At 57.7% G+C, this 23,871-nt stretch carries 32 protein-coding genes; 2 read left to right on the forward strand and 30 right to left on the reverse strand.

The window, feature by feature from the left end; translation table 11 throughout:
- Together K0F85_RS27140 and K0F85_RS27145 are read right to left on the reverse strand one after the other, a co-directional pair.
- A partial coding sequence (locus K0F85_RS27140; RefSeq protein WP_219118945.1) for a cytochrome c biogenesis protein ResB occupies nt 1-427 on the reverse strand: 427 nt, incomplete at its 3' end.
- Nucleotides 428-610: 183 nt separating this feature from the next.
- On the reverse strand, nt 611-1,282 hold the full coding sequence (locus K0F85_RS27145) for a cytochrome c (protein ID WP_219118946.1): 672 nt from the start codon (nt 1,280-1,282) through the stop codon (nt 611-613).
- A 186-nt stretch (nt 1,283-1,468) separates the two neighbouring features.
- Between K0F85_RS27145 and yihA the strand changes: the two genes are divergently transcribed.
- Nucleotides 1,469-2,212, forward strand: coding sequence for a ribosome biogenesis GTP-binding protein YihA/YsxC (yihA, locus tag K0F85_RS27150; RefSeq protein WP_219118947.1), 744 nt, complete (start codon nt 1,469-1,471; stop codon nt 2,210-2,212).
- Between the two features lie 71 nt (nt 2,213-2,283).
- On the opposite strand, the gene K0F85_RS27155 is transcribed toward yihA, so the two are convergent.
- From K0F85_RS27155 to K0F85_RS27175, 5 genes are all read right to left on the reverse strand, one after another.
- On the reverse strand, nt 2,284-3,192 hold the full coding sequence (locus K0F85_RS27155) for a hypothetical protein (RefSeq protein WP_219118948.1): 909 nt from the start codon (nt 3,190-3,192) through the stop codon (nt 2,284-2,286).
- Between the two features lie 250 nt (nt 3,193-3,442).
- On the reverse strand, nt 3,443-6,553 hold the full coding sequence (locus K0F85_RS27160; RefSeq protein WP_219118949.1) for an efflux RND transporter permease subunit: 3,111 nt from the start codon (nt 6,551-6,553) through the stop codon (nt 3,443-3,445).
- Nucleotides 6,550-7,722 (reverse strand): efflux RND transporter periplasmic adaptor subunit, encoded by a 1,173-nt coding sequence (locus K0F85_RS27165; RefSeq protein ID WP_219118950.1) that lies wholly within the window; start codon nt 7,720-7,722, stop codon nt 6,550-6,552. Before K0F85_RS27165 ends, K0F85_RS27160 begins: the two co-directional genes overlap by 4 nt.
- A gap of 88 nt (nt 7,723-7,810) precedes the next feature.
- Nucleotides 7,811-9,169 carry an ATP-binding protein gene (locus tag K0F85_RS27170; RefSeq protein WP_219118951.1) on the reverse strand — a complete coding sequence of 453 codons (1,359 nt, stop codon included), beginning with the start codon at nt 9,167-9,169 and terminating at the stop codon, nt 7,811-7,813.
- On the reverse strand, nt 9,166-9,894 hold the full coding sequence (locus K0F85_RS27175; protein WP_034753223.1) for a response regulator: 729 nt from the start codon (nt 9,892-9,894) through the stop codon (nt 9,166-9,168). Before K0F85_RS27175 ends, K0F85_RS27170 begins: the two co-directional genes overlap by 4 nt.
- A 186-nt stretch (nt 9,895-10,080) precedes the next feature.
- Here K0F85_RS27175 and K0F85_RS27180 point away from each other — a divergent pair, with 186 nt between their 5' ends.
- The gene (locus K0F85_RS27180) at nt 10,081-10,614 is read left to right on the forward strand and encodes a Spy/CpxP family protein refolding chaperone (protein WP_219118952.1); all 534 of its coding nucleotides are present in this window, start codon (nt 10,081-10,083) and stop codon (nt 10,612-10,614) included.
- A gap of 72 nt (nt 10,615-10,686) precedes the next feature.
- Here the strand turns inward: K0F85_RS27180 and dsbD are convergent, their stop codons facing one another.
- The 23 genes from dsbD to rpsC form a co-directional block, all read right to left on the reverse strand.
- On the reverse strand, nt 10,687-12,621 hold the full coding sequence (gene dsbD, locus K0F85_RS27185) for a protein-disulfide reductase DsbD (protein ID WP_257638197.1): 1,935 nt from the start codon (nt 12,619-12,621) through the stop codon (nt 10,687-10,689).
- Nucleotides 12,622-12,779: 158 nt separating this feature from the next.
- Nucleotides 12,780-13,172, reverse strand: a complete 393-nt coding sequence (gene rplQ, locus K0F85_RS27190; RefSeq protein ID WP_219118953.1) for a 50S ribosomal protein L17 — start codon at nt 13,170-13,172, stop codon at nt 12,780-12,782.
- Nucleotides 13,173-13,305: 133 nt separating this feature from the next.
- Nucleotides 13,306-14,283 carry a DNA-directed RNA polymerase subunit alpha gene (locus K0F85_RS27195; RefSeq protein WP_008444343.1) on the reverse strand — a complete coding sequence of 326 codons (978 nt, stop codon included), beginning with the start codon at nt 14,281-14,283 and terminating at the stop codon, nt 13,306-13,308.
- A 107-nt stretch (nt 14,284-14,390) separates the two neighbouring features.
- Nucleotides 14,391-15,014, reverse strand: coding sequence for a 30S ribosomal protein S4 (gene rpsD, locus K0F85_RS27200; protein WP_010394478.1), 624 nt, complete (start codon nt 15,012-15,014; stop codon nt 14,391-14,393).
- 258 nt (nt 15,015-15,272) lie between these two features.
- Nucleotides 15,273-15,677, reverse strand: coding sequence for a 30S ribosomal protein S11 (rpsK, locus tag K0F85_RS27205; RefSeq protein WP_010394475.1), 405 nt, complete (start codon nt 15,675-15,677; stop codon nt 15,273-15,275).
- 17 nt (nt 15,678-15,694) lie between these two features.
- Nucleotides 15,695-16,060: a 30S ribosomal protein S13 gene (rpsM, locus tag K0F85_RS27210; protein WP_046681666.1), complete on the reverse strand. Its 366-nt coding sequence runs from the start codon at nt 16,058-16,060 to the stop codon at nt 15,695-15,697.
- Nucleotides 16,061-16,074: 14 nt separating this feature from the next.
- Nucleotides 16,075-16,188: a 50S ribosomal protein L36 gene (rpmJ, locus tag K0F85_RS27215; protein WP_010394471.1), complete on the reverse strand. Its 114-nt coding sequence runs from the start codon at nt 16,186-16,188 to the stop codon at nt 16,075-16,077.
- Between the two features lie 42 nt (nt 16,189-16,230).
- Nucleotides 16,231-16,449, reverse strand: coding sequence for a translation initiation factor IF-1 (gene infA, locus K0F85_RS27220; protein WP_005663428.1), 219 nt, complete (start codon nt 16,447-16,449; stop codon nt 16,231-16,233).
- 18 nt (nt 16,450-16,467) lie between these two features.
- Nucleotides 16,468-17,802 (reverse strand): preprotein translocase subunit SecY, encoded by a 1,335-nt coding sequence (secY, locus tag K0F85_RS27225; protein ID WP_010394438.1) that lies wholly within the window; start codon nt 17,800-17,802, stop codon nt 16,468-16,470.
- A 32-nt stretch (nt 17,803-17,834) separates the two neighbouring features.
- Complete coding sequence (gene rplO / locus K0F85_RS27230; RefSeq protein WP_034753211.1) at nt 17,835-18,266, reverse strand: 50S ribosomal protein L15; 432 nt, start codon at nt 18,264-18,266, stop codon at nt 17,835-17,837.
- Nucleotides 18,267-18,296: 30 nt separating this feature from the next.
- The gene (gene rpmD, locus K0F85_RS27235) at nt 18,297-18,476 is read right to left on the reverse strand and encodes a 50S ribosomal protein L30 (RefSeq protein ID WP_010394435.1); all 180 of its coding nucleotides are present in this window, start codon (nt 18,474-18,476) and stop codon (nt 18,297-18,299) included.
- Nucleotides 18,477-18,486: 10 nt separating this feature from the next.
- Nucleotides 18,487-19,005: a 30S ribosomal protein S5 gene (gene rpsE, locus K0F85_RS27240; protein ID WP_010394433.1), complete on the reverse strand. Its 519-nt coding sequence runs from the start codon at nt 19,003-19,005 to the stop codon at nt 18,487-18,489.
- A gap of 9 nt (nt 19,006-19,014) precedes the next feature.
- Entirely contained in the window at nt 19,015-19,377 is a 363-nt protein-coding gene (gene rplR / locus K0F85_RS27245; protein ID WP_071079767.1) for a 50S ribosomal protein L18, read from the reverse strand.
- Nucleotides 19,378-19,390: 13 nt separating this feature from the next.
- Nucleotides 19,391-19,924 carry a 50S ribosomal protein L6 gene (rplF, locus tag K0F85_RS27250; protein ID WP_034778281.1) on the reverse strand — a complete coding sequence of 178 codons (534 nt, stop codon included), beginning with the start codon at nt 19,922-19,924 and terminating at the stop codon, nt 19,391-19,393.
- Nucleotides 19,925-19,934: 10 nt separating this feature from the next.
- On the reverse strand, nt 19,935-20,330 hold the full coding sequence (rpsH, locus tag K0F85_RS27255) for a 30S ribosomal protein S8 (protein WP_034753208.1): 396 nt from the start codon (nt 20,328-20,330) through the stop codon (nt 19,935-19,937).
- Between the two features lie 14 nt (nt 20,331-20,344).
- The gene (gene rpsN / locus K0F85_RS27260) at nt 20,345-20,650 is read right to left on the reverse strand and encodes a 30S ribosomal protein S14 (RefSeq protein WP_010394423.1); all 306 of its coding nucleotides are present in this window, start codon (nt 20,648-20,650) and stop codon (nt 20,345-20,347) included.
- 2 nt (nt 20,651-20,652) lie between these two features.
- Nucleotides 20,653-21,192, reverse strand: coding sequence for a 50S ribosomal protein L5 (gene rplE / locus K0F85_RS27265; RefSeq protein WP_010394421.1), 540 nt, complete (start codon nt 21,190-21,192; stop codon nt 20,653-20,655).
- Between the two features lie 6 nt (nt 21,193-21,198).
- Nucleotides 21,199-21,513, reverse strand: a complete 315-nt coding sequence (gene rplX / locus K0F85_RS27270) for a 50S ribosomal protein L24 (protein ID WP_010394419.1) — start codon at nt 21,511-21,513, stop codon at nt 21,199-21,201.
- Between the two features lie 9 nt (nt 21,514-21,522).
- Nucleotides 21,523-21,891 (reverse strand): 50S ribosomal protein L14, encoded by a 369-nt coding sequence (gene rplN / locus K0F85_RS27275; RefSeq protein ID WP_008444317.1) that lies wholly within the window; start codon nt 21,889-21,891, stop codon nt 21,523-21,525.
- A gap of 253 nt (nt 21,892-22,144) precedes the next feature.
- Nucleotides 22,145-22,417 carry a 30S ribosomal protein S17 gene (rpsQ, locus tag K0F85_RS27280; RefSeq protein WP_010394415.1) on the reverse strand — a complete coding sequence of 91 codons (273 nt, stop codon included), beginning with the start codon at nt 22,415-22,417 and terminating at the stop codon, nt 22,145-22,147.
- A complete protein-coding gene (gene rpmC, locus K0F85_RS27285; protein WP_010394412.1) occupies nt 22,414-22,605 on the reverse strand; it encodes a 50S ribosomal protein L29 in 192 nt (63 codons plus the stop codon). Before rpmC ends, rpsQ begins: the two co-directional genes overlap by 4 nt.
- A 12-nt stretch (nt 22,606-22,617) precedes the next feature.
- Nucleotides 22,618-23,037: a 50S ribosomal protein L16 gene (gene rplP, locus K0F85_RS27290; RefSeq protein WP_034753201.1), complete on the reverse strand. Its 420-nt coding sequence runs from the start codon at nt 23,035-23,037 to the stop codon at nt 22,618-22,620.
- A gap of 2 nt (nt 23,038-23,039) precedes the next feature.
- On the reverse strand, nt 23,040-23,864 hold the full coding sequence (gene rpsC, locus K0F85_RS27295; protein WP_034753199.1) for a 30S ribosomal protein S3: 825 nt from the start codon (nt 23,862-23,864) through the stop codon (nt 23,040-23,042).
- Nucleotides 23,865-23,871: the final 7 nt, after the last annotated feature.

Genomic DNA, 23,871 nt, shown 5'->3' on the forward strand with positions numbered 1-23,871 from the left:
CCATCTGCTGCGCCAGCACGGCGCGCGGCAGCGGCGCCTGCCACTCCATCTTGTGATGGAAATTGCGCAGGGATTGCTCGCGCACATTGTCGCGCCAGCTGCGCATATCCTTGAGCATCTTCGGTGCATTGCGCACGATGCACAGCGAGGTCGAGGCGACCAGGAAACCCATGATCACCAAAAACCACCAGGCCGAATACACGGAATACAGGCTCAGCTTGTCGAAGACGGCGAACCAGAACGGCCCGAACTGGTTCACATAATTGGGCATGGGCTCGTTCTGCTTGAGCACGGTGCCGATGATGGAGGCGACGGCGATCAGGGTCAGCAAACTGATGGCAAAACGCATCGACGAGACCAGCTCGACAAATTCAGCCAGGCTGCGGCGTTGTGTCTTTAACTCGATTCCGGTCGTGCCTGTGCTCATACGTGGATACTCATACTGGATATGCAATCTTCAGGAAAATGTGGCATGGAACACAGAGTTTCTCCGCGCAAGGCGGCAGCATACTCCTGTTTGACCCATGCCATGAAAAAGGGCAGCCCGTCACTGCGGCCGCCCTCTTCATCCGCACTGCTGTGCGTGGCAATCTCTTGCCGCTATGGAAACTTACTTCAGGCCGGCGATGTAATCGGCCACGGCAGCGATCTCGTCATCCGACATGCGGGCGGCGATAGTGTGCATTTGCGCGCTGTTCTTGCGGGCGTCAGCCTTCGTGCTGCGGAACATGGTCAGCTGGGCCACCGTGTAATCCTGGTGCTGGCCAGCGATACGCGGATACTGGACGGGAATGCCATTGCCCGTCGCGCCATGACAGCTGGCGCAGGCGGCAACTTGCTTGGACGCAATACCACCACGGTAGATTTTCTTGCCCAGGTCAATCGTATCCTTGTTTTTCGCGGCGCCCGGCTTGGACAGCTGCGCGCCCAGGTAGGCGGCAATATTCTTTTTGTCGGCGTCGCTGAGCATCTTGGCGTACGTCGTCATGACGGGCTGGCTGCGCTCCGGCGTGGTGAAGTCGACCAGTTGCTTGTAGAGATAGCTTTCGTGCTGGCCGGCCAGCTTCGGATTGACCGTGATGGTCGAATTGCCGGCCGCGCCATGGCAGGATACGCAGGCAGGCAAGCCGCGCGCCGCATCGCCATCGGCATACAGGGTAGCGCCCTTGGCCGCATCGGCCTTGACGGCCGCTTTCGGAGCTTCGACCGCGGAAGCAGTTGCCGATACAGCCAGCAAAGCGAGCAGCATGGATTGGATAAACGGTGAAAACGCACGATTCATTCAGGCACCCTGAGACAGTGAGAAATTAGTGGTGGACATTGCCGCGCCCTGTGGATTTTTGCTTTATTTTCAGGGCCGCAAGCCGCATCGCTGCTACGCCGGCAACAATAAACAACCCCTTATTGTACAATAGCTTCTTGGCGTTATCGCTCCCTTATCGCTCCCTTTTGTTGCTTTACTACTCCCATGTCAAAACTCTGGCAAGCCCGCTTCTTTACGACCGTCAACCAATTGCGTGACCTGCCCGATACCACGGTGCCGGAAATCGCCTTTGCCGGCCGCTCCAATGCCGGTAAATCGACCGCCATCAACATCTTGTGTAATCAGAAAGGCTTGGCGTTCGCCTCCAAGACACCTGGCCGTACCCAGCACATCAACTACTTTTCCATCGGCGGCGCCCACGTGGCGCAGCACCGCAAGGATGCCACCATCGTCGAAGAAATCGAATGTCTGCTGGTCGACTTGCCGGGCTACGGCTATGCGGAAGTATCGGGCTCGGCCAAATTGCACTGGCAGCGCCTGCTGGGCGACTACGTGCAGCGGCGCGAGCAATTGGCCGGTTTGATCCTGATCATGGATTCGCGCCGTCCATTTACCGACCTGGACATCCAGATGCTGGAATGGTTCGCGCCGACAGGCAAGCCGATCCACTGCATCCTGACCAAAGTCGATAAGCTGAACCGGAATGAATCCGTGAATGCCTTGCGCCAGGCGAAAGCCAAGCTCGACAGCTATGTGGATGAAGACGGCATCGGCTTCCCGTTCACCGTGCAACTGTTCTCGGCGTTGAAACGCGTCGGCATCGATGAAGCCAACGACAAGATCATGGAACTGGCCGGCATCAGCGAAGATGGCGCGGCCCAGATGGTCGAACTGATCGACATGGAAGACGACGTCGAACCGGAAGCGGGAACCGACAAACCGGCTTGATCCGATATCAACGCTGCGTAAAAAAGGCTGGCCGTTCACACGGTGCAGCCTTTTTTTATTGCGCTGAGCGCTTAGCGCCGTCCCGGCCCTGGCCGCTTCTCCGAAAAGAATTCCTGGCGCAGGAAGGCTGTCAACTCGGCAGTGTCTTCCACGCGGGCGCTGAGGTTGACGTTGCGCCCCAGGCGCCGCGATTCCCAGACGAAATCGCCGGGCTTTTCGGCACGGATCAGCTGGATCATCTTCTTGATGATGGCCGTTTCGATATCGGGCTCATTGCCCAATTCTACTTTTTCCTGTTTCAGCCAATTGCGCTTGAAGTTGCCATTCCAGCCCTTGAACTTGACTTCGGCGCTGAACGAGGTCTGGTTGACGATGGAAAACACGCCGCCCGAATCCTCGCGGTCGCTACCGGAATTGCGTCCCTGCGCGCCGGCAATATTCGCCTTGGCCACGCGCATGGCGCGGTCGTTTTCGCTTTCTTCGGCCGGCGGCGCGGGGTTCTGCGCCTCGCGCTGCTTGCGGCGCTGCTCGATCATCGAGCTCATGTCTTCAGCCGGCGGCGGCGGCAACGGCACTTTCGACACCAGCGGCGGCGTGTAGGTTTCCAGTTTCGGCTTGTCGCGCGGCACGTCTTTGGTGACCACGCGCTTGCTCGGGGCCGGCGGCGGCTTCACCTTGGCCACTTTCGTGTCCTTCGGCTTGGGCGTGGGTTTGGGCTGCGGCTTCGGTTGCGGCTTATCCTTCAGCGGCGCAATGTAGACCATCGCGCTTTCCTTCTTCGGCGGCGGAATCTTTTCGATCTTGTCGCTGCGCAACAGGGCATACGCCGCCAGCAGCACGTGCAGCAAGACGGACACACCGAGCGCAACCTTGCGCGTGGTACTGGTCCTGGACCCGTAGGCCGGTGGTGGCTGGATCAATTGACCGCAAGTGGGGCAATAATCGCTGTCGGCAGCCATCAAATGGGTCGTGTCATGCAAAATGAATCGTGCTTTCTGTGTAGCGAAGAAATAACATTACAGGGCAGCCATAGTGCCAGAGTCCCTTGCTTTTGGGAACACTTCCTCGGCATTTCCAACCCGAAGCGTACAGGATAGCGACATTCCTTGCAGCGCTAACCAGAGTACCCGAGCCGCCCCTTGATGGTTGTTACCGTATGTATCACTGCCCATACAAAACGGCGCCCCGTTCACGCAGGAAGGGGACGCCGCTCACGGGTCGGGCAGGCGCTCAAGCCTTGTTGTCGAGCGCCACCAATTGCTCGTCCGTCAACGGCCCCGTGCCGCTGTACTTATCCAGGAACAAATAAATAACGGGCGTAATGAACAGGGTAATGACTTGCGAGAAGAGCAAGCCACCGACCACGGCCAGGCCCAGCGGCTGGCGCAGCTCGGCGCCCGCCCCCAGGCCCAGGGCGATGGGCAAGGCCCCCATCAGGGCTGCCGCGGACGTCATCATGATGGGACGGAACCGCAGGATGCAGGCCTGGCGGATGGCTACAGGCGGGCTCATGCCCTCATTGCGCTGCGCATGCAGGGCAAAGTCGATCATCATGATGGCGTTCTTCTTGACGATACCGATCAGCATCAAGATGCCGATGATGGCGATCATGGTCAGGTCCATGCCGAACAGGCGCAGGGTCAGCAGTGCCCCCACGGCCGCCGATGGCAGACCCGCCAGAATGGTCAATGGATGGATATAACTTTCATACAGCACACCGAGCAGCACATAGATCACGGCCAGCGCGGCGATGATGAGGATGATCTGGCTAGACTGCGAATCCTGGAACACGGCCGCGTCGCCGCCGTAGCGCGTGATGATGGAAGCCGGCAAGCTCATTTCCTTGGCCATCGCGTCGATCTTGCCCGTGGCGATACCTAATGGCACGTCCGGTGCCAGGTTAAAGGCAATCGTGACGGCCTGCAACTGTCCCTGGTGATTCACGGCCGTGGGACCGATGGTGCGTTCCACATAAGCAATACTCGACAGTTTCACCAGCTCACCCGACTTGCTGCGCACGGAGACGCGCGTAAGCGCATCGTCATACTGACGGTCCGCCGTGGCCGCTTCCAGGATCACGTAATAGCTGGCCGCCGAAGAATAGATGGTCGACACTTGCCGCTCGCCGAAGGTGCTGTACAGCGCCGTGCGGATATCGGACATTTGCACGCCCAGCAGACTGGCCTTGTCGCGGTCTATCCGCAGCGATGCCTGCAAGCCCTTGATTTGCGAATCGCTGGTGACGTCGCGGAAGGCTGGATCGGCGCGCATGCCTGCAATAAACTTTTGCGCCCAGTCGTTGAGCGCACCGGGACTGACGCTTTGCAAGGTGTACTGGTAGCGGCTCTTGCTCTGGCGCCCGCCCAGCTGCAGGTTTTGCACGGGACGGAAATACACGGCCATACCGGGCACGGCGCTCGTCGCGCGGCGCAGGTTTTCCAGCACCACGGGCATTTTCGGCCGCTCGCTGCGCGGCTTCAAGACCATGAACATGCGGCCCGTGTTGCCGCCGCCGACGAACGACGTCACATCCTGCACGCTGGGGTCCGCCTTGAGCACGGCCGCCACGCGGCCTTGCAAGTCCTGCAATGCCGCCGAAGAAATATCCTCCGACGCTTCCGTATTCACCTGGATCTGGCCCAGGTCTTCCTCGGGGAAGAAACCTTTCGGTATCGTGGCATACAGCAACACCGTCAGCGCGAAAGTGCACACGGCGATGCACAGCACCACGTTGCGGTGCGCCAGGGCCTTGTCGAGCAAGTACACGTAGCCATTGCGCAATTGCGTGAAACCCGCCTCGAAGTGGCGCCCGATGAAAGACTTTTCGCCATGCGTGGGGTCGCTGTCATCGTGCTCGCGCGTATCGGCCGGCAGGAAGCGGCTGGCCAGCATCGGCACCAGGGTCAGCGACACGATGGCCGAGACAAGGATGGATAGCGAGACGACGACGGCAAACTCGTGAAACAGCAAGCCGATCACGCCCGGCATGAAGAAGATGGGGATGAACACGGCCACCAGCGAGACGGAAATCGAGATGATGGTAAAGCCCATTTCCTTGGCGCCAACGAGAGCCGCCTGGATCGGCTTCTTGCCCATCTCGATATGGCGCACGATGTTTTCCAGCACCACGATGGCATCGTCGACCACCAGGCCCACGGCCAGGGTAATGCCCAGCAGGGAAACGTTGTCGAGGCTGTAGCCCAGCCAGTACAGCAGGGCCAGTGCACCGAGCAGCGAGATCGGCATGGTGACGGCCGGAATGAAGGTGGCCGCCGCGCGGTGCAGGAACAAAAAGATCACCAGCACCACCAGGATCACCGTTAGTGCCAGGGTCAGGTTGACGTCGTGGATGGCTTCGCGAATCGAGACGGAACGGTCGTTGACCAGGCTAATCTGGATGGAGGCAGGCAATTGCGCCTTGAAACCCGGCAAGAGTTTGCGCACGGCATCGACCACTTGCACGGTATTGGCATCCGGTTGGCGCTGCACCAGCAAGGTGATCGAGCGCTCGCCATTGAAACTGCCGGCCGTCTTGGTCGACTGGAAACTGTCTTCCACTTCGGCCACTTCCTTCAGGCGCACGGGCTGGCCATTGCGCGTAGCGACGATGAGTTCGGCAAAATCGGCCGCCTTCATCATCTGCGGGTTGCCCTGGATGGTCAAAGTCTGGCTGGGACCGTCCAGGATGCCGAGCGGCGAATTCGTGTTCGAAGCGCGCAACGCGGTGGCCAGCTCGTCCATCGTCAGGTTGCGCGCATTCATCAGGTCGGCACGGGCACGCACGCGCACGGCGAAGCGTTTCTGGCCATTCACGCTGACCTGGGCCACGCCAGGCAGGGTCGACAGGCTGGGCGCGATCAGGTTTTCCGCATAATCATTCAGGTCCGACAAGTTCAGCGATGGCGAGGTCATCTGGATGAACAGCACTGGTGCATCGGCGGGATTGATCTTGCGGTAGGATGGCAAATCCGTCATTTCCGTCGGCAACTGGCGCTGTGCGCGCAGCAGCGCCGCCTGCACGTCGACAGCGGCCTCGTTGACATTGATGCTGGCGTCAAACTCCAGGGTCAGCGAGGTATTGCCCAGGGTACTCGTGGAGGTGATCAGGTTCAGGCCGGCGATGGTGGAAAACTGCTTTTCCAGCGGCAAGGCCACGGAAGACGCCATGGTATCGGGGCTGGCGCCGGGCAGGTCGGCGCTGACGTTGATGACGGGCGTGTTGTAGCTCGGCAAGGCTGCCACGGGAATGTGGCCATACGCCAGCACGCCGGCCAGGATGATGCTCAAGGACAACAGCACCACCATGACGGGGCGACGAATGCTCAGTTCGGACAGATTCATGCTGGCTTGCCCTGCGGTGCGACGGCGCCATCGGCGGCCTTGTGTTTTTCCGCCAGGCGCACCTTGCCGCCCGGACGCAGGTTCTGCTTGCCTTCGACGATGACTTGTTCATCGCCGGTCAATCCGGTGACGACGGCATTTGGGCCGAACGCATACACGCGCGTGATCTTGCGCACCTTGGCGGTGTTGTCGGCCTCCATCGAATACACGAAGACGCCCGTGGTATTAGTGATGATGGCGTTTTGCGGTATCACCAATGCATCCTTGAGCGTGCGCACCGTCAGCTGCGTATTCACATACTGGCCAGGCCACAGGTCGGTGCCGGTATTATTAAAACGGGCCTTGATCTTGATCACGCCCGTGGCGGGATCGACGGCATTGTCGATAAAGTTCAGTTTGCCATCGAGCCGCTTGCCATCCGCCCCCGACAACAGCGCCTTGACCGCGACCTCGCCCGCCTTCTGCGCAGCCAGCAAACCCGAAAGGCTGCTTTCCGGCAAGGTGAAGACCACATCGATCGGATCGAGCTGGGTGATGCTGGTCAGCGAAGTGGTCGGCTGCACCAGGCTTCCCGCGTAGACATTGATGGCGCCCACCCTGCCGCCCTGCGGCGCGCGCAGGACGGTGTAGCTGGAGTCGACCTGGGCGGCGCGCAAGGCGGCCTGGTCGGCGGCCAGCAAGGCGCGTGCCGCGTCAAGCTGGCTTTGCAGGGTATCTACGGCGCCCTGGGCGATGAAGTTCTTGCTCAGCAAGTCCTGGTTGCGCTTGAGCTGGCGCTCGAAGTCCTGCACCGAGGCGCGGTCACGCAAGACCTGCGCCTGCGCCTTGTCGACATTCGCATGCTCGCTGCGCGCGTCCAGCGTAAACATCAGTTCGCCCTGCTTGACGAACTGCCCTTCGCGGATATGTACCTTGCTAATCGTGCTGGTCGTCTGTGGGTGCAAGTCCACACTGCTGATGGGCATGACGCTGCCATTGGCTTGCAGCACCATCGGCACATCCTGGCGCACCGGCGCGACCACGCTCACGGACGTCGGCGCCTGTCCGCCCTTGCCCCCTTTGCCATCCTGCCCACCGGCCGCCGCTCCGGACGGATGATTGAAATACCAGATGCCGCCACCGATGCACAGGGCCGCAGCCACGAGGATTGCCAGACTAGTCTTTTTCATTGTTCTGTCACGCTGTTGCAGCGCAGGGCTGCAGGTTGAATGTAATTGGCAGGTAGGCCTAACGCGCAATATTGTCGCACGGAAACGCCTACTTTCCTGCGTAATACTCTGGCACGATCAGAGTGACTTCCAGTCCCCCGTCGGCATGATTGGCAAGCAAGACCGTGGCGCCATGCTGCTCGGCAATGTTGCGCGCGATGGTCAGGCCCAGCCCCGTGCCGCCCGATTCGCGCGAACGCGAGGTCTCGATGCGGTAAAACGGTTCGAATACCTTGGCCAGTTGATCTGGCGCAATACCTGGCCCGCCATCGCGGATACGGATGCGTGCCGCGCCAGCGATGCGCTCGACGGTCACCTGCGCGTACTGGCCATATTTGACGGCATTGTCGATCAAATTCACCAGGCAGCGCCGCATGGCGATGGGACGGGCCATCAGGGCCATGCCCGCCTGCCCGGCCAGTGTCACTTTCTGGCCGGCATCGGCCGCATCCGAGCAGACGCTATCGAGCAGGGAATCGAGATCGAGCGCCTGCATCGCTTCCGTGCTATCCATCGAGCGGGCCAGGTCCAGCCCTTCCTTGACCATGCTCTGCATGGCCGACAGGTCGCCCACCAGGCGGTCGTACAATTCGGTATCCGCCACTTTTTCCAGGCGCAGGCGCAAGCGCGTCAGCGGCGTCTGCAAGTCATGCGTGATGGCCGCCAGCATTTGTGTGCGCTGGGAAATATGCTGGCGTATGCGCGCCTGCATGGCATTGAAGGCGGCGCTGGCCTGGCGTATCTCGCTGGCGCCCGACAGGGTCAGCGGCGGATGGTTGATGTCGTTGCCCAGGTCTTTCGCCGCCTGCGCCAGTTGCTTGAGCGGGCGCATGGTCATGCGCGTGACCAGGTAAGCGAGGATGGCGATGCTGATCAGGAAAGGCAGCAGGGTCATCCAGTCGTTATGCTCATTGAACGGGGGCTGCTGGCGCGGCGGCAAGACCATCAGGCGCAGCACGTGACCGTCCTGCATGCGTACATCGAGGTTTTCACAGGTACCGCCCCATGGCTTGGCGCCGAACATGCCAGGCGACTGGCGCGGCTGGATGCAGGCGGCCGGACGTTCGGTCAGCGCACTGACCTGGAAGCCCTCGCCCAGCTTGGCTTGCAGGGCGGTGGAAAATTCCGTCGGCGTGCCGGGCTTATGTTCTGTGTCGGGACGCAGCTCCAGGCGCACGCTACCCTTGTTCGCCACTTTCAAGTAAGCCGCGCGCGAAGCCAGCGGCACCACGTCGGCCGCCATCACCAGTTGCTCGGCCCGCTCAACGGCATGGTAGTCGCGGTATTGCTCGATGGCACGTTGGCGTTCGCCTACGGCCAGCCACTGCGTCAGCGCAGCCGAAGCGACAATGCCGATCAGCAGAAACATGAAGACGCGGCCCGTCATCGACCCCAGGAAGGCCTTCACGCGTGCGGCTCCACATTGACCTGGCCGGCCAGCACGTAGCCGCCGTTGCGCACGGTCTTGATGATTTGCGGCAAACGGGCATCTTCGCCGAGTTTTTGCCGCAGGCGGCTGATCTGGATATCGATGGAGCGGTCGAACGGGTCGGCGTCGCGCCCCTGCGTCAGGTTCAGCAACTGATCGCGGTTCAGCACGCGGTTCGGATGTTCCAGAAACACCCGCAGCAAGCGAAATTCCGCGCCCGACAGCATGATCACCAGGCCGCTGGGATTGAGCAGGTGACGCGCCGTCAAGTCCAGGGTCCAGCCGGAAAAGCGGATTTGCTGCGCCTTGTCCGACGGCACGTTCGACGGCATGGCATGGCTGCGGCGCAGCACGCTGCGTATGCGCGCCAGCAATTCACGCGGCTCGAACGGCTTCGGCAAGTAATCGTCGGCGCCCATTTCCAGGCCCAGGATGCGGTCCAGCGGCTCATTGCGCGCCGTCAGCATGATCACCGGTACGGTCGATTGCGCGCGCAGCTTGCGGCACAAGGTCAAGCCGTCGTCGCCAGGCAGGTTCAAATCGAGCACGATCAGGTCGGGCCGCGTTTCATCGAGAATTTTCCACATGGCCGTGCCATCTGCCGCGCCCAGGGTGCGGTAAGCGTTCGTTTCCAGGTAGTCCGCCAGCAAGCTGCGGATATCGCGGTCGTCGTCGACGATGAGAATTGTAGAAGTGGGTTCCATGCCACGAATTATCCCCACTTCCCCCACCCTTGCACAGCGCATTTGTATCGTCTTGTATATAGGAGACCCGAAGAAACATATCGATACAAACTGTCTGGCAGCGGACACTTCGGAGAAACATGGCACGCCCAACATGGCTTCATGTGCAGCAACATGTACATCCCTCACTTTTATAAAGGAATCCAGATGAACGCCTCAATGACAAGCTTGCGCAAGAATTTGATCATCGCCATGAGCGTACTCGGCATGGGTGCGGCATCGCTGACCGTCCACGCCCAGGAAGCGGCCGCCAGCGCGCCTGCCGCCAGCAGCAAGATGCAACATGAAGGCCAGCGCGGCCAGCACCGCGGTGGCAACCCTGCCGAGCGCATGGCCAAGTACCAGGCCCGTTTGCACGACAAGCTGAAGCTGACGGCCGCGCAGGAACCGGCCTGGGCCACTTTCACGGCCGCCAACGCGCCGCAAAAACCGATGGGTGACTGGAAAGCCAAGCGCGAAGCGATGGCCAAGCTGTCGGCGCCAGAACGCATGGAACAATGGATCGCCATGTCGAAGGAACGCATCGCCAGCCAGGAAAGCCGTCTCGCCTCGCTGAAAACCTTCTACGCCGTGCTGACGCCGGAGCAAAAGAAAGTGTTTGACGACAGCGTGCCTGGCGGCAAGCACGGCGGCCATCGTGGCGGCCACCACGGCATGCAGGAGCATCCCAAAGCCGGCTAAGTGTTAGCGGTACGCACGAATGGAAAAAGCCTGCAATGCAGGCTTTTTCTTATTGAACAGAAAAGTAAACGCTTACTGTTCGTCGAGCTTGCGCAAGGAAGTCAGGAAAGTCGATGCGTTCTGGAAACCGATCACGCGCGACTGGGCGATCTCTTGCCCCTGCGGATTGAACATGATGATGCCAGGCGGGCCGAACAGCTGGAAACGCTTCAGCATGGCCTTGTCGTCGGCGTCATTGGCCGTCACGTCCACTTGCAGCAACACGGCCTGCCCCATCTTCTCGCGCACGGCGGGATCGACAAAGGTCAGCTTTTCCATCTCGATACAGGACACGCACCAGTCCGCATAAAAGTCCAGCAAGGCCGGCTTGCCACCCAGCTGCGCCAGCGCCGCATCGAGTTGCGCCACGGTTTTCACACGCGTAAAGGGCTGCGCGTGCACCTGGCCACCGCCCAGGTGCGCCAGCGGCGCCAGCGGGTCGCGGCCACCGCTGGCCACGCCCACCAGTTGCAGCACGCCCAGCACGGCAAAGACGAGGCCGAAGGCCCTGGCCACCCAGACATGCTTCGCACCGCTCTTGCCCACCAGAAGATACATGCCATAACCGACGAACAGTACCGTCCAGCCCAGCATCTGCACGGCGCCCGGCAGCACGGGCGAGACCAGCCACCAGGCCACGCCCAGTTGCAGCACGCCAAAGAAGCGCTTGACGGCATCCATCCAGGCACCGGCACGCGGCAGCAAGGTGCCGGCCGAGACGCCGACTAACAGCAAAGGCACGCTCATACCCACGGCCATGGCAAATAAGGCGCTGCCGCCGATGACAACGTCGCGCGTCTGGCTGATGTACAACAAGGCGCCGGCCAACGGCGCGGCCACGCATGGCCCCACGATCAGGGCGGAAATGGCGCCCATGACGAACACGCCCGCCAGTCGGCCCGAGGATTGCTGGTTCGATACAGACGTCAGCTTGCCTTGCAGGAAAGCTGGCACTTGCAGCTCATACAAGCCGAACATCGACAGCGCCAGGCCTGCCATCAACAGGGCAAAGAAGCCCAGCACCCACGGATTTTGCAGTTGAGCCGCCAAGCCTTCGCCCGCCAGGCCGGCCGCCACACCCAGCGCCGTATAGACGATGGCCATGCCCAGCGCGTAAGTCAGCGACAACAGCAAGCCGCGCGAACGGCTGACCCTGGCGCCATCGCCGATGATGATGGACGACAAAATTGGCACCATCGGCAGCACACACGGCGTAAACGCCAGGCCCAGGCCCAGCAGCATGAACAGCGGCACGATAACGAGCAACTTGCCACCCTTCAGGGCCGCTTCGATCTTGCCCATCTCGCTTTGCGCAGGCGCGGAGCTTGCCACCACGGGCGCCGCCGCTACCGGCTCGGGCGTACTGGTGATATCCGCCTGGGGAATGCTCAGCACGGATACGCCAGGCGATGCCTGTGCCTGCGGGCCGTTGACGGCAGGCGCGGCAGGCAAGGCAAACTTCGATGCCACGCCGCCAGGCGCCATGCTCTGGCCGCCGCCACCACCCACCAGCTGGGCCGTGGCGTCTTGCGGCGCATAGCACAGGCCCTTGTCGGAGCAGCCCTGTCCCGTCGCCTTCAGGGTGAACGCGCCGGCCGCCTCCACAGGAATCGTGATGGTCAGCGTCTTGCGGAAGGTTTCCACGTTCTTCTGGAAGGTCTCGTCAAACTTGACCTTGCCAGCCGGATACACCGGCGTGCCCAACTTGGCGCCCACAGCCTCGAACTTGAAGCGCTCGTGGTACATATAGTAACCATCGGCAATCACATACGTGACGGCGATGGTGGACGGGTCCTGCATGCGGGCGGAAAACTTGAAGGCCAGCTCAGGATCAAGGAATTCATCGTCGGCGCGGGCATGGCCTGCGCCAAAGATGGCGATCAACAGGAATAGGCAAGCAGCAAACCAAGTGAGCAAAGGATGGCGTGGAGCGGCGCGCGCGGTGGCGCTGGAGGGGAAACGGGACATGAACTACCTTTTCGACCATTCGACAGAGGACGCGCGGAACAGGCAGCGCATGTGCCGGGCCGGCGCGAAAGAAGAATAGTACACTGCAGTAAGAATAGCTGCAGCAGAAAACAAAAAAGCCAGGCTAGGCCTGGCTTTCCTTGACACAATTACTGGGATTACTCGCCAGCAACTTCAACTGCTTCGGTCGTATCAGGACGATCCATCAGTTCAACGAACGCCATAGGAGCGTTATCGCCGACGCGGAAACCCATTTTCAGGATACGCACATAACCACCGTTACGGTTGGCAAAACGTGGGCCCAGTTCAGCGAACAGTTTCACGACCATTTCACGGTCGCGCAGGCGGTTGAAGGCCAGACGCTTGTTTGCCAGGCAGTCAGTCTTGCCCAGGGTCAGAATTGGCTCGACAACGCGGCGCAGTTCTTTTGCTTTTGGCAGGGTGGTTTTGATCGCTTCGTGACGCAGCAGCGATACTGTCATGTTGCGCAGCATTGCCAGACGGTGGGACGAGGTACGATTCAGTTTACGGAGGCCGTGACCGTGACGCATGATAAATCCTTTCGGTGAGTGTTTAAATTCCAGCTCTTCGATCAATGAGGCAGAAGCTTCATCGCGGGCCGGTTTGGTGCTACAAAATAAAAGCCTGGGACACCTGTCCCAGGCAGTTTGCTACAACTACGAATTACTTTTCCAGGCCGGCAGGCGGCCAGTTTTCCAGCTTCATGCCCAAGGTCAAGCCGCGCGATGCCAGCACTTCCTTGATTTCGTTCAGGGACTTGCGGCCCAGGTTTGGCGTTTTCAGCAGTTCGTTTTCCGAACGTTGGATCAGGTCGCCGATGTAGTAGATGTTTTCCGCTTTCAGGCAGTTCGCCGAACGCACGGTCAACTCCAGGTCGTCGACTGGACGCAACAGGATAGGATCGACCAGCGGAGCGCGCGATGGCGCTTCAGCGGCAGCTTCCGTGCCTTCCAGGGCAGCGAACACATTCAACTGGTCCACCAGGACGCGGGCCGACTGGCGGATCGCTTCTTCCGGCGAGATCACGCCGTTGGTTTCGATGTTGATGATCAGCTTGTCCAGGTCGGTACGCTGTTCAACGCGGGCCGATTCAACGAAGTACGATACACGGCGCACTGGCGAGAACGACGCATCCAGGATGATACGGCCGATGGTCTTGTTCGTGTCTTCCGACAGGCGACGCACGTTGCCAGGAACGTAGCCGCGGCCTTTTTCAACCTTGATCTGCATGTCCAGCTTGCCACCAGCGGTCAGGTGGGCGATCACGTGGTCAGGGTTGATCAGTTCGACGTCATGCGGCAGGTCGATGTCGGAGGCCAGGATCGCGCCTTCGCCTTCTTTTTTCAGAGTCAGGGTTACCGAATCGCGGTTGTGGACTTTGAAAACCACACCCTTCAAGTTCAGCAACAGATCGACGACGTCTTCTTGCACGCCATCGAGGGAGGAATATTCGTGGACGACGCCAGCGATCGTCACTTCGGTCGGCGCGTAGCCTACCATCGACGACAGCAGAACGCGGCGCAACGCGTTACCCAATGTGTGGCCATAGCCGCGCTCGAACGGTTCCATCACGACCTTGGCGTGACCTGCACCGAGAGCTTCAACATCGATAATACGTGGCTTCAACAAACTGTTTTGCATGAAATGTCCTTTTCAATACCCTCGGCTCATTACACCGATAAGGCTGATGGCATTAGTAAAACGCCCACTCATCTAAGCTGAGTGGGCGGTGATGGTGCTAACTGCTATTAACGCGAGTACAGCTCGACGATCAGCGATTCGTTGACGTCGTTAGCGATTTCGTTACGCTCTGGCAGGGACTTGAAGGTACCTTCCATTTTCTTGGCATCAACCGAAACCCAGCTAGGCATACCAACTTGTTCAGCCAGCGACAGTGCTTCAACGATACGCACTTGCTTTTTCGATTTTTCACGAACAGCAACGATGTCGCCAACTTTAACTGCGTACGAAGCGATGTTCACAACGATACCGTTCACGGTGAACGCTTTGTGGCTGACCAATTGACGCGCTTCAGCGCGGGTCGAGCCAAAGCCCATGCGGTAGCAAACGTTGTCCAGACGCGTTTCCAGCAACTTCAACAGCGTTTCGCCGGTGTTGCCTTTACGACGGTCTGCTTCAGCGAAGTAGCGGCGGAATTGACGTTCCAGCACGCCGTACATGCGTTTTACTTTTTGCTTTTCGCGCAGTTGGTTACCGTAGTCCGAGGTGCGGGCGCCGGATTTAACACCGTGCTGGCCTGGCTTGACGTCCAGTTTGCACTTGCTGTCCAGCGAGCGACGTGCGCTCTTCAGGAACAGGTCTGTACCTTCACGGCGGGAGAGTTTTGCTTTAGGTCCGATATAACGTGCCACGATACTTCCTTTTTTTTAATGATAACGCCCCAGCCACATGCATGATGAAACACACTGATGCGGTTAGGCGCTAGTCTGATTTGGTTTCAATCAGACGGTGGCTGAAAACGAAAAACCCGTCAAATGGAATTTGACAGGCAAGAACAGCCGGGCAGTATAACCGTTTCCGGCTCCCTGCTCCAGCGTTTTCACACAACTGTACTGAGTTACAACAGACAGCAAAGCAGCTGGCGCCGAAGCGCCCTCTGCAACACTATCTTAGATACGACGACGTTTCGGTGGACGGCAACCGTTGTGCGGTACCGGCGTCACGTCCTGGATCTCGGTGATCTTGATGCCCAGGTTGTTCAGCGCGCGAACTGCGGATTCACGACCAGGACCTGGGCCCTTGATACGTACTTCCAGGTTCTTGACGCCACACTCAACAGCCACTTTACCAGCGGCTTCCGCGGCGACCTGCGCTGCGAACGGGGTCGATTTACGCGAACCCTTGAAGCCTGCACCGCCGGAGGTAGCCCACGACAAGGCATTGCCTTGACGATCGGTGATGGTAATGATGGTGTTATTGAACGAAGCGTGGACATGTGCGATGCCTTCAGCGACGTTCTTTTTAACTTTTTTACGCACGCGTGCTGATGCGGCGTTATTTTGCGACTTAGCCATAATTATTCCCTAGCGGATTATTTTTTCAGCGATTGAGCGGCTTTACGCGGTCCCTTGCGGGTACGTGCGTTCGTACGCGTACGCTGGCCACGGCAAGGCAGACCCTTACGATGACGCATGCCGCGGTAGCAACCCAGATCCATCAAACGCTTGATGTTCATGGACAGTTCACGACGCAGATCGCCTTCGACGATGAATTTACCTACTTCATCGCGCAGTTTTTCCAGTTCGCTATCATCCAGATCTTTGATCTTTTTGTTAGTTGCTACACCGGTCGATGCACAGATTTTCTCTGCGCGTGGACGGCCCACACCGTAGATGGCCGTCAGGCCGATAACGGTATGCTGATGATTTGGGATATTAACCCCTGCAATACGTGCCATTTGTTATTCCTCGATTAACCTTGACGCTGCTTGTGACGTGGTTCCACGCAGATTACGCGGACTACGCCTTTGCGCTTGATGATCTTGCAGTTGCGGCAGATCCGCTTGACTGATGCGAGAACTTTCATTTTTGGGCTCTTTCTTTCGCTTCTTTGGTTTGATTCAGTGTGTTACTTGGTACGGAACACAATGCGGGCTCGGCTCAGGTCGTACGGCGTTAACTCCACCGTCACCTTGTCTCCAGGGAGAATGCGAATATAGTTCATCCGCATTTTACCTGAAATATGCCCGAGCACCACGTGTCCGTTCTCCAGCTTCACTCGAAATGTTGCATTTGGGAGATTCTCAAGAATCTCGCCCTGCATCTGTATGACGTCGTCTTTTGCCATTCGGTATGTTTACCGCGCTTAACGCGTCGGAATTCCGCCCTTGAAATTTGCTTTGCGCAGCAGCGAATCATATTGCTGCGACATCACGTAGTTCTGTACTTGCGCCATGAAATCCATGGTGACAACTACAATAATCAATAAAGAAGTACCGCCGAAATAGAATGGTACCTTCCACTGGGCCTGCATAAATTCCGGCAATAAACACACCAGGGTGATGTAGACTGCGCCGGCAAGTGTCAAGCGTGTCAGGATCTTGTCGATGTAACGGGCTGTCTGCTCGCCTGGACGAATCCCGGGAATGAACGCACCGCTTTTCTTCAAGTTATCCGCTGTTTCCTTGCTGTTAAATACCAGCGCTGTATAGAAGAAACAGAAAAACACGATCGCCACTGCGTACAACAGCGCATGGATAGGCTCACCAGGCCCCATCGATGCTGCCAAATCTTTCAAGAACCGCACCGCAGGGTTAGCGTTGTCGGCGCCCTTTGAAAACCAGTCCACGATAGTGGCCGGGAACAAGATGATCGAAGAAGCAAAGATCGGCGGGATCACGCCGGCCATGTTCAGCTTCAACGGCAAATGGCTGGTTTGACCGCCATAAATCTTGTTGCCTACCTGGCGCTTCGCGTAATTGACCAATATTTTGCGCTGACCACGTTCGACGAATACGACGAAGTACGTTACCAGTGCTACCAGAATCACGATGAAAATCGCGCTGAAGCTGCCGATCGAACCATTCGACACCTGAGTGAACAAGCCACCCAAAGCCGACGGCAGACCTGCTGCAATCCCGGCAAAAATGATGATCGAGATGCCATTACCCAAACCACGCTCGGTAATTTGCTCACCCAACCACATCAAAAACATTGTTCCGGTCAACAAAGTGACGACCGTCACGAAGCGGAATGCAAGACCAGGTTCCAACACCAGACCAGCTTGCGACTCCAGTGCGACTGCAATGCCTAACGCTTGGAACAGTGCCAGGGCAACCGTGAAATACCGGGTGTACTGGGTGATCTTGCGACGACCTGCTTCGCCTTCTTTTTTCAACGCTTCCATCTGCGGTGACACGATCGACAGCAATTGCATGATGATCGAGGCCGAGATATAAGGCATGATACCCAGCGCAAACACTGTAAAACGAGACAAGGCACCGCCCGAGAACATGTTAAACATGCCCAGGACGCCGCCTTCGTGCTCCTTGAACAGCGAGGCTAATTGTGTCGGGTCAATCCCGGGAACCGGGACGTGAGCACCGATACGATAAACCACCAATGCGCCAAGCAAAAACCAGAGCCGTCCCCAAGGGAAACCGGCCGCTGCACTTTTAGCAAGTTGTGGATTAGTCGCCAATTTTCGCTCCGATCAAGCTGTTAGCGGTCAACTCAGGCTACCGAGCCGCCGGCTGCTTCGATGGCTGCTTTCGCGCCAGCGGACACTTTCAAGCCCTTCAAATTCACCGCTTTGGTGATTTCGCCGGACAAGATCACGCGCACGTCACGGGCCAACACGCCCAGAACGCCAGCTTGCTTCAAGACCAGAATGTCGACATCGCCAACAGCCAGGTTGTTCAGATCGGACAGGCGCACTTCAGCTTTGAAGGTTGCGTGCATCGATTTGAAACCGCGCTTAGGCAGACGGCGTTGCAGAGGCATCTGACCGCCTTCGAAACCGACTTTATGAAAGCCGCCCGAACGCGATTTCTGACCTTTGTGACCACGACCCGAGGTTTTACCCAGGCCGGAGCCGATACCGCGACCGACGCGACGCTTGTAGTGCTTAGCGCCTTCGGCTGGTGCAATAGTATTCAATTCCATGATTTGCTCCGTTCGTGTAAGCCCGAAGGCTTACCCGACAACTTTAACGAGATACGATACTTTATTGATCATGCCGCGTACGGATGGGGTGTCTTGCAATTCGGAAACCGAATTTACACGACGCAGACCCAGACCGCGCACGGTAGCGCGATGCGATTCGCGCGTACCGATCAAGCCCTTGACCAATTGCACTTTGACTGTGTTTGTCATTTTGTCCACCTTAAGCCAGAATGTCTTCGACCGACTTGCCGCGTTTGGCAGCGATATCGGAAGCAGTGCTCATTTTCGACAGGCCGTCCAGCGTAGCGCGTACCAGGTTGTATGGGTTGTTCGAACCGGTGGATTTCGCCACCACGTCCGTCACGCCCATCACTTCGAAGATAGCGCGCATTGCGCCACCAGCGATAACGCCAGTACCAGGCTTAGCTGGGTTCATCAGGACCTTGGAGGCGCCGTGACGACCAACAACCGTGTGATGCAAGGTACCGTTTTTGAGCGGTACTTTGATCAGGTTGCGACGGGCTTCTTCCATTGCCTTCTGCACGCCAACTGGCACTTCTTTCGATTTGCCTTTGCCCATGCCGACGCGGCCATCGCCATCACCAACTACGGTCAGCGCGGCGAAACCCATGATACGACCACCCTTGACCACTTTGGTCACGCGGTTGATCGCGATCATTTTTTCGCGCATGCCATCATCCGGCTTGTCGCTTTGCATTTTTGCTTGCATTTTTGCCATGATTGATCCTTAGAACTTCAGACCGGCTTCGCGTGCGGCTTCTGCCAACGCTTTCACACGGCCGTGGTAACGGAAACCGGAGCGGTCAAACGCAACTTCGGTAATCCCTGCTTTCAACGCCTTTTCAGCGACGCGCTTGCCGATCAAGGCTGCAGCAGCGGCATTGCCGCCTTTGCCGGATTGGCCTGCCAGTTCAGCGCGAACTTCCGCTTCAGCCGTCGAGGCCGAAACCAGGATTTTTGCATCCGGGCTGATCAGGTTGGCGTAAATGTGCAGGTTGGTGCGATGCACCGACAAGCGATTTACTTTCAATTCCGCAATCTTGATGCGGGTTTGGCGTCCGCGGCGAAGCCGTGATTCTTTCTTATCCATCGTCAGCCCCTAATTACTTCTTCTTGGTTTCTTTAAGCTTAACCACTTCGTCCGCATAGCGAACGCCCTTGCCTTTATAAGGCTCAGGAGCGCGGTAAGCACGAACTTCAGCGGCTACCTGGCCAACCTGTTGACGGTCGATACCTTTAATCAGGATCTCGGTCGGGGTTGGTGTTGCGCAGGTAACGCCAGCTGGCATGTCATGCACTACAGGGTGCGAGAAACCCAGGGACAGATTCAGCTTGTCGCCTTGAGCTTGCGCCTTGTAACCCACGCCTACCAGGTTCAGCTTTTTCTCGAAACCCTTGGTGACGCCAACAACCATGTTGTTGACCAGTGCGCGCAGCGTGCCGGACATGGCATTGGCTTCGCGGCTGTCATTCGCCACGTCGAAACTCAGGGTTCCTGCATTGTTTTCCACTTTAACCTGGCCGGTAAGGGCCTGGGAAAGTACGCCCAGCGGGCCTTTTACGGTGATCGCTTGTGCGGAGATGGCGACTTCGGCGCCAGCTGGCACTACGATAGGCATTTTAGCTACTCGAGACATGTGTAACTCCTTAAGCCACGTAGCAAATAACTTCGCCGCCGACACCGGTAGCGCGTGCTTTGCGGTCAGTCATGACGCCTTGCGGAGTCGACACGATCGCCACACCCAAGCCATTCATCACAACAGGGATCTCGTCTTTACCCTTGTAGACGCGCAGACCCGGACGGGACACGCGCTCCAAGCGCTCAATGACGGGACGGCCAACATAATACTTCAAACCGATTTTCAGTTCCGCTTTGCCACCAGCTTCGGCAACAGCGAAATCTTCAATGTAACCCTCGTCCTTCAGGACGCTGGCAATCGCAATTTTGACTTTCGACGATGGCATGGCCACGGTCGTCTTTTGCACGCCTTGTGCATTGCGAATGCGGGTCAGCATATCGGCGATAGGATCGCTCATACTCATTGCATATTCTCCTATTACCAGCTTGCTTTTGTCATACCCGGAATTTCACCACGCATGGCGAATTCACGGAGCTTGATACGACCCAGACCGAATTTACGGAATGTGCCGCGCGGACGACCAGTGATGGCGCAACGGTTACGTTGACGCGTCGGGTTCGAGTTACGTGGCAGCGCCTGCAATTTCAGGCGAGCTTCGTAGCGCTCTTCTTCCGATTTCGATTGGTCATCGACGATGGCCTTGAGAGCTTCGCGCTTAGGGGCGAATTTCGCCACCAGGTCAGCACGCTTGATCTCACGATTAATCAGTGACAGTTTGGCCATGATCAGTTCCTGAAAGGGAATTTAAAGGCGGCGAGCAAAGCTTTGGCTTCGTCATCGGTCTTAGCGGTTGTCGTGATGCTGATATTCATACCGCGCAACGCGTCAATCTTGTCGTATTCGATTTCAGGGAAAATGATCTGTTCCTTGACACCGATGTTGTAGTTACCACGACCATCGAATGCACGGCCGTTCACACCACGGAAATCGCGTACGCGCGGCAGAGCCACGGTAATGAAGCGATCCAGGAACTCGTACATGCGAGCGCCGCGCAGGGTGACCATCGTACCGATCGGATAACCTTCACGGATTTTGAAGCCTGCGATCGCTTTGCGGGACTTGGTGGTCACTGGCTTCTGGCCGGCGATCTTGGTCAAGTCAGCAACTGCGTGCTCGAGAACTTTTTTATCCGCGATTGCCTCACCAACACCCATGTTCAGGGTGATTTTGGTCAGGCGTGGAACTTCCATTACCGACTTGTAACCAAACTTGCTGGTCAGGTCGGCAACGACTTTTTCTTTATAGAATTCTTGGAGACGTGCCATGATTTCTTAAGCCTTCACTACTTCGCCGGAGGATTTAAAGACGCGGACTTTTTTGCCATCCACTTCTTTGAAACCCACGCGATCTGCCTTGCCAGTCGCTGCATTAAACAATGCAACGTTGGACACGTGAATTGGCATGGTCTTATCGACGATACCACCAGTTACGCCAGTCATCGGGTTTGGCTTAGTCGCTTTTTTAGCGATGTTAATGCCGTCAACCACGATATGTTCAGCATCGATACGCTGCTGTACCACACCACGTTTGCCCTTGTCTTTCCCGGTCAGAACGATGACTTCGTCGTTTTTACGAATCTTATCCATTACGACTCCTTACAGGACTTCCGGTGCCAGGGACACGATTTTCATGAACTTCTCAGTGCGCAGTTCGCGCGTGACAGGTCCAAAAATACGGGTACCGATCGGTTCCAGCTTGGCGTTCAACAGAACGGCGGCATTGCCGTCGAACTTCACCAGGGAACCGTCTTGGCGGCGAACACCTTTAGCGGTGCGCACAACCACGGCGTTATAAATTTCACCTTTTTTGACACGGCCACGTGGCGCAGCAACCTTAACGGTTACCTTGATCACATCGCCAATGCCAGCATAACGGCGCTTGGAGCCGCCCAATACCTTGATGCACATTACTTCTTTGGCACCGGTATTGTCAGCCACTTCGAGCCGGCTTTCAGTTTGAATCATAGTATTCTCTTTCCCAACTTAAGCCGAAGAATCCACACAATGTAGACCCGCGGTCAGTCTTGGTCCCGCCAGAGCCGCCCTGCTGGGCTTCACTGTTTGGGTGCATGACCTTCATACATCAACTGACCGCGAATGCTACTGTCTGTGGCCAGACACTTTGCGGCGTTACATGAACGAAGCCCGCAAGTATTACATACAATTTGCGGGCCTGCAAGTACTAATTAAAACCCACCGCCGAAACGGTGGTTTTTATTTAAACGGTTGGTGCGGCTTGAACCACACGTGTCACCGTCCATGCCTTCGTTTTGGAGATCGGGCGACCTTCCTGGATCTCGACCGTATCACCGGCCTTGACTTGGTTGGTCTCGTCATGCGCGTGATACTTGTTCGAACGCATGATGATCTTGCCATACAAAGGATGTTTTACGTGGCGCTCGATCAGAACGGTAACGGTCTTGTCCATCTTGTCCGAAACCACTTTACCGATCAGCGTGCGCTTGAGCGACTGTTTCACTGGTTCGTTCATTTGGCTTCCTTCAGATTCATTACCGTCTTCACACGCGCGATATCGCGGCGTACCTTCTTGAGCTGCGAAGTGTTGCTCAGCTGCTGCGTAGCGATTTGCATGCGCAGGCCGAACTGTGCCTTCAACAGGTCATTCAGCTCTTTTTGCAGAGCTGGCTGGTCCTTGCCGCGGAGTTCAGATGCTTTCATATACAACTCCAATTATTGGCCGACTTGGCGGATGACAAACGTCGTCGCCAGTGGCAGTTTAGCGGCGGCAAGACGGAATGCTTCCCGTGCCAGCGCTTCATCAACGCCATCCATTTCGTACAGTACTTTGCCTGGCTGAATTTCAGCGACGTAGTACTCAGGATTACCTTTACCGTTACCCATACGGACTTCAGCCGGTTTGTTCGAAATCGGTTTGTCCGGGAAAATACGGATCCAGATACGGCCACCGCGCTTGATGTGACGCGTCATTGCACGACGCGCCGCTTCAATTTGACGCGCAGTGATACGACCGCGCGCAACTGCCTTCAGACCGAATTCGCCAAACGACACGGCGGTGCCGCGGCTGTGCGAAATACCGGTATTACGGCCTTTCTGCTCTTTACGATACTTTCTGCGTGCTGGTTGCAGCATGATTATTCTCCTGCTTTCTCAGCTGGTGCTGCTGCGGCGGCCGGTTTAGCGGCGGTACGCACACGTGCACCTGGTGCTGTGGATGGTTTCGCACCGGCACCGGCTGGACGTGGACGGCCAGCTGGCTTGCCATCGTCACGGCGTGGGCCGCGGCTTTTCTTCTCGTCAGCTGGGGTATCGATGACTGGTGCATCGCCGTTAGGCGCGCGGTCACCTTTGTATACCCACACCTTGACACCGATGATGCCGTAGGTGGTCGACGCTTCGCTGGTACCGTAGTCGATATCGGCGCGCAGGGTATGCAGAGGCACGCGGCCTTCGCGGTACCACTCTTTACGCGCGATTTCGATACCGTTCAGACGGCCGGACGACATGATCTTGATACCGAGAGCACCCAGGCGCATTGCATTTTGCATTGCACGCTTCATGGCGCGGCGGAACATGATCCGTTTTTCCAGCTGCTGAGCGATCGAATCGGCGATCAGTTGCGAGTCGATTTCTGGCTTGCGAATTTCTTCGATGTTCACGTGAACAGGAACGCCCATGATCTTGGTCAGCGCGGACTTCAGTACTTCGATGTCTTCGCCTTTTTTACCAATGACCACGCCTGGACGCGAGCTGTAGATCGTGAAGCGCGCGTTCTTGGCTGGGCGCTCGATAACGATGCGGCCAACGGAAGCGTTCTTCAGTTTCTTTTTCAGGTAAGCACGTGCTTTCAAGTCTTCGTTCAGCATGGCAGCGAAATTACCGTTGCCTGCATACCAGCGCGAAGCCCAGTTACGGGTGACCGCCAGACGGAAACCGGTTGGATGAATTTTCTGACCCATCGTGGCT

This window comes from Janthinobacterium sp. UMAB-56 (genome assembly GCF_900095265.1).
Lineage (GTDB): Bacteria > Pseudomonadota > Gammaproteobacteria > Burkholderiales > Burkholderiaceae_D > Janthinobacterium.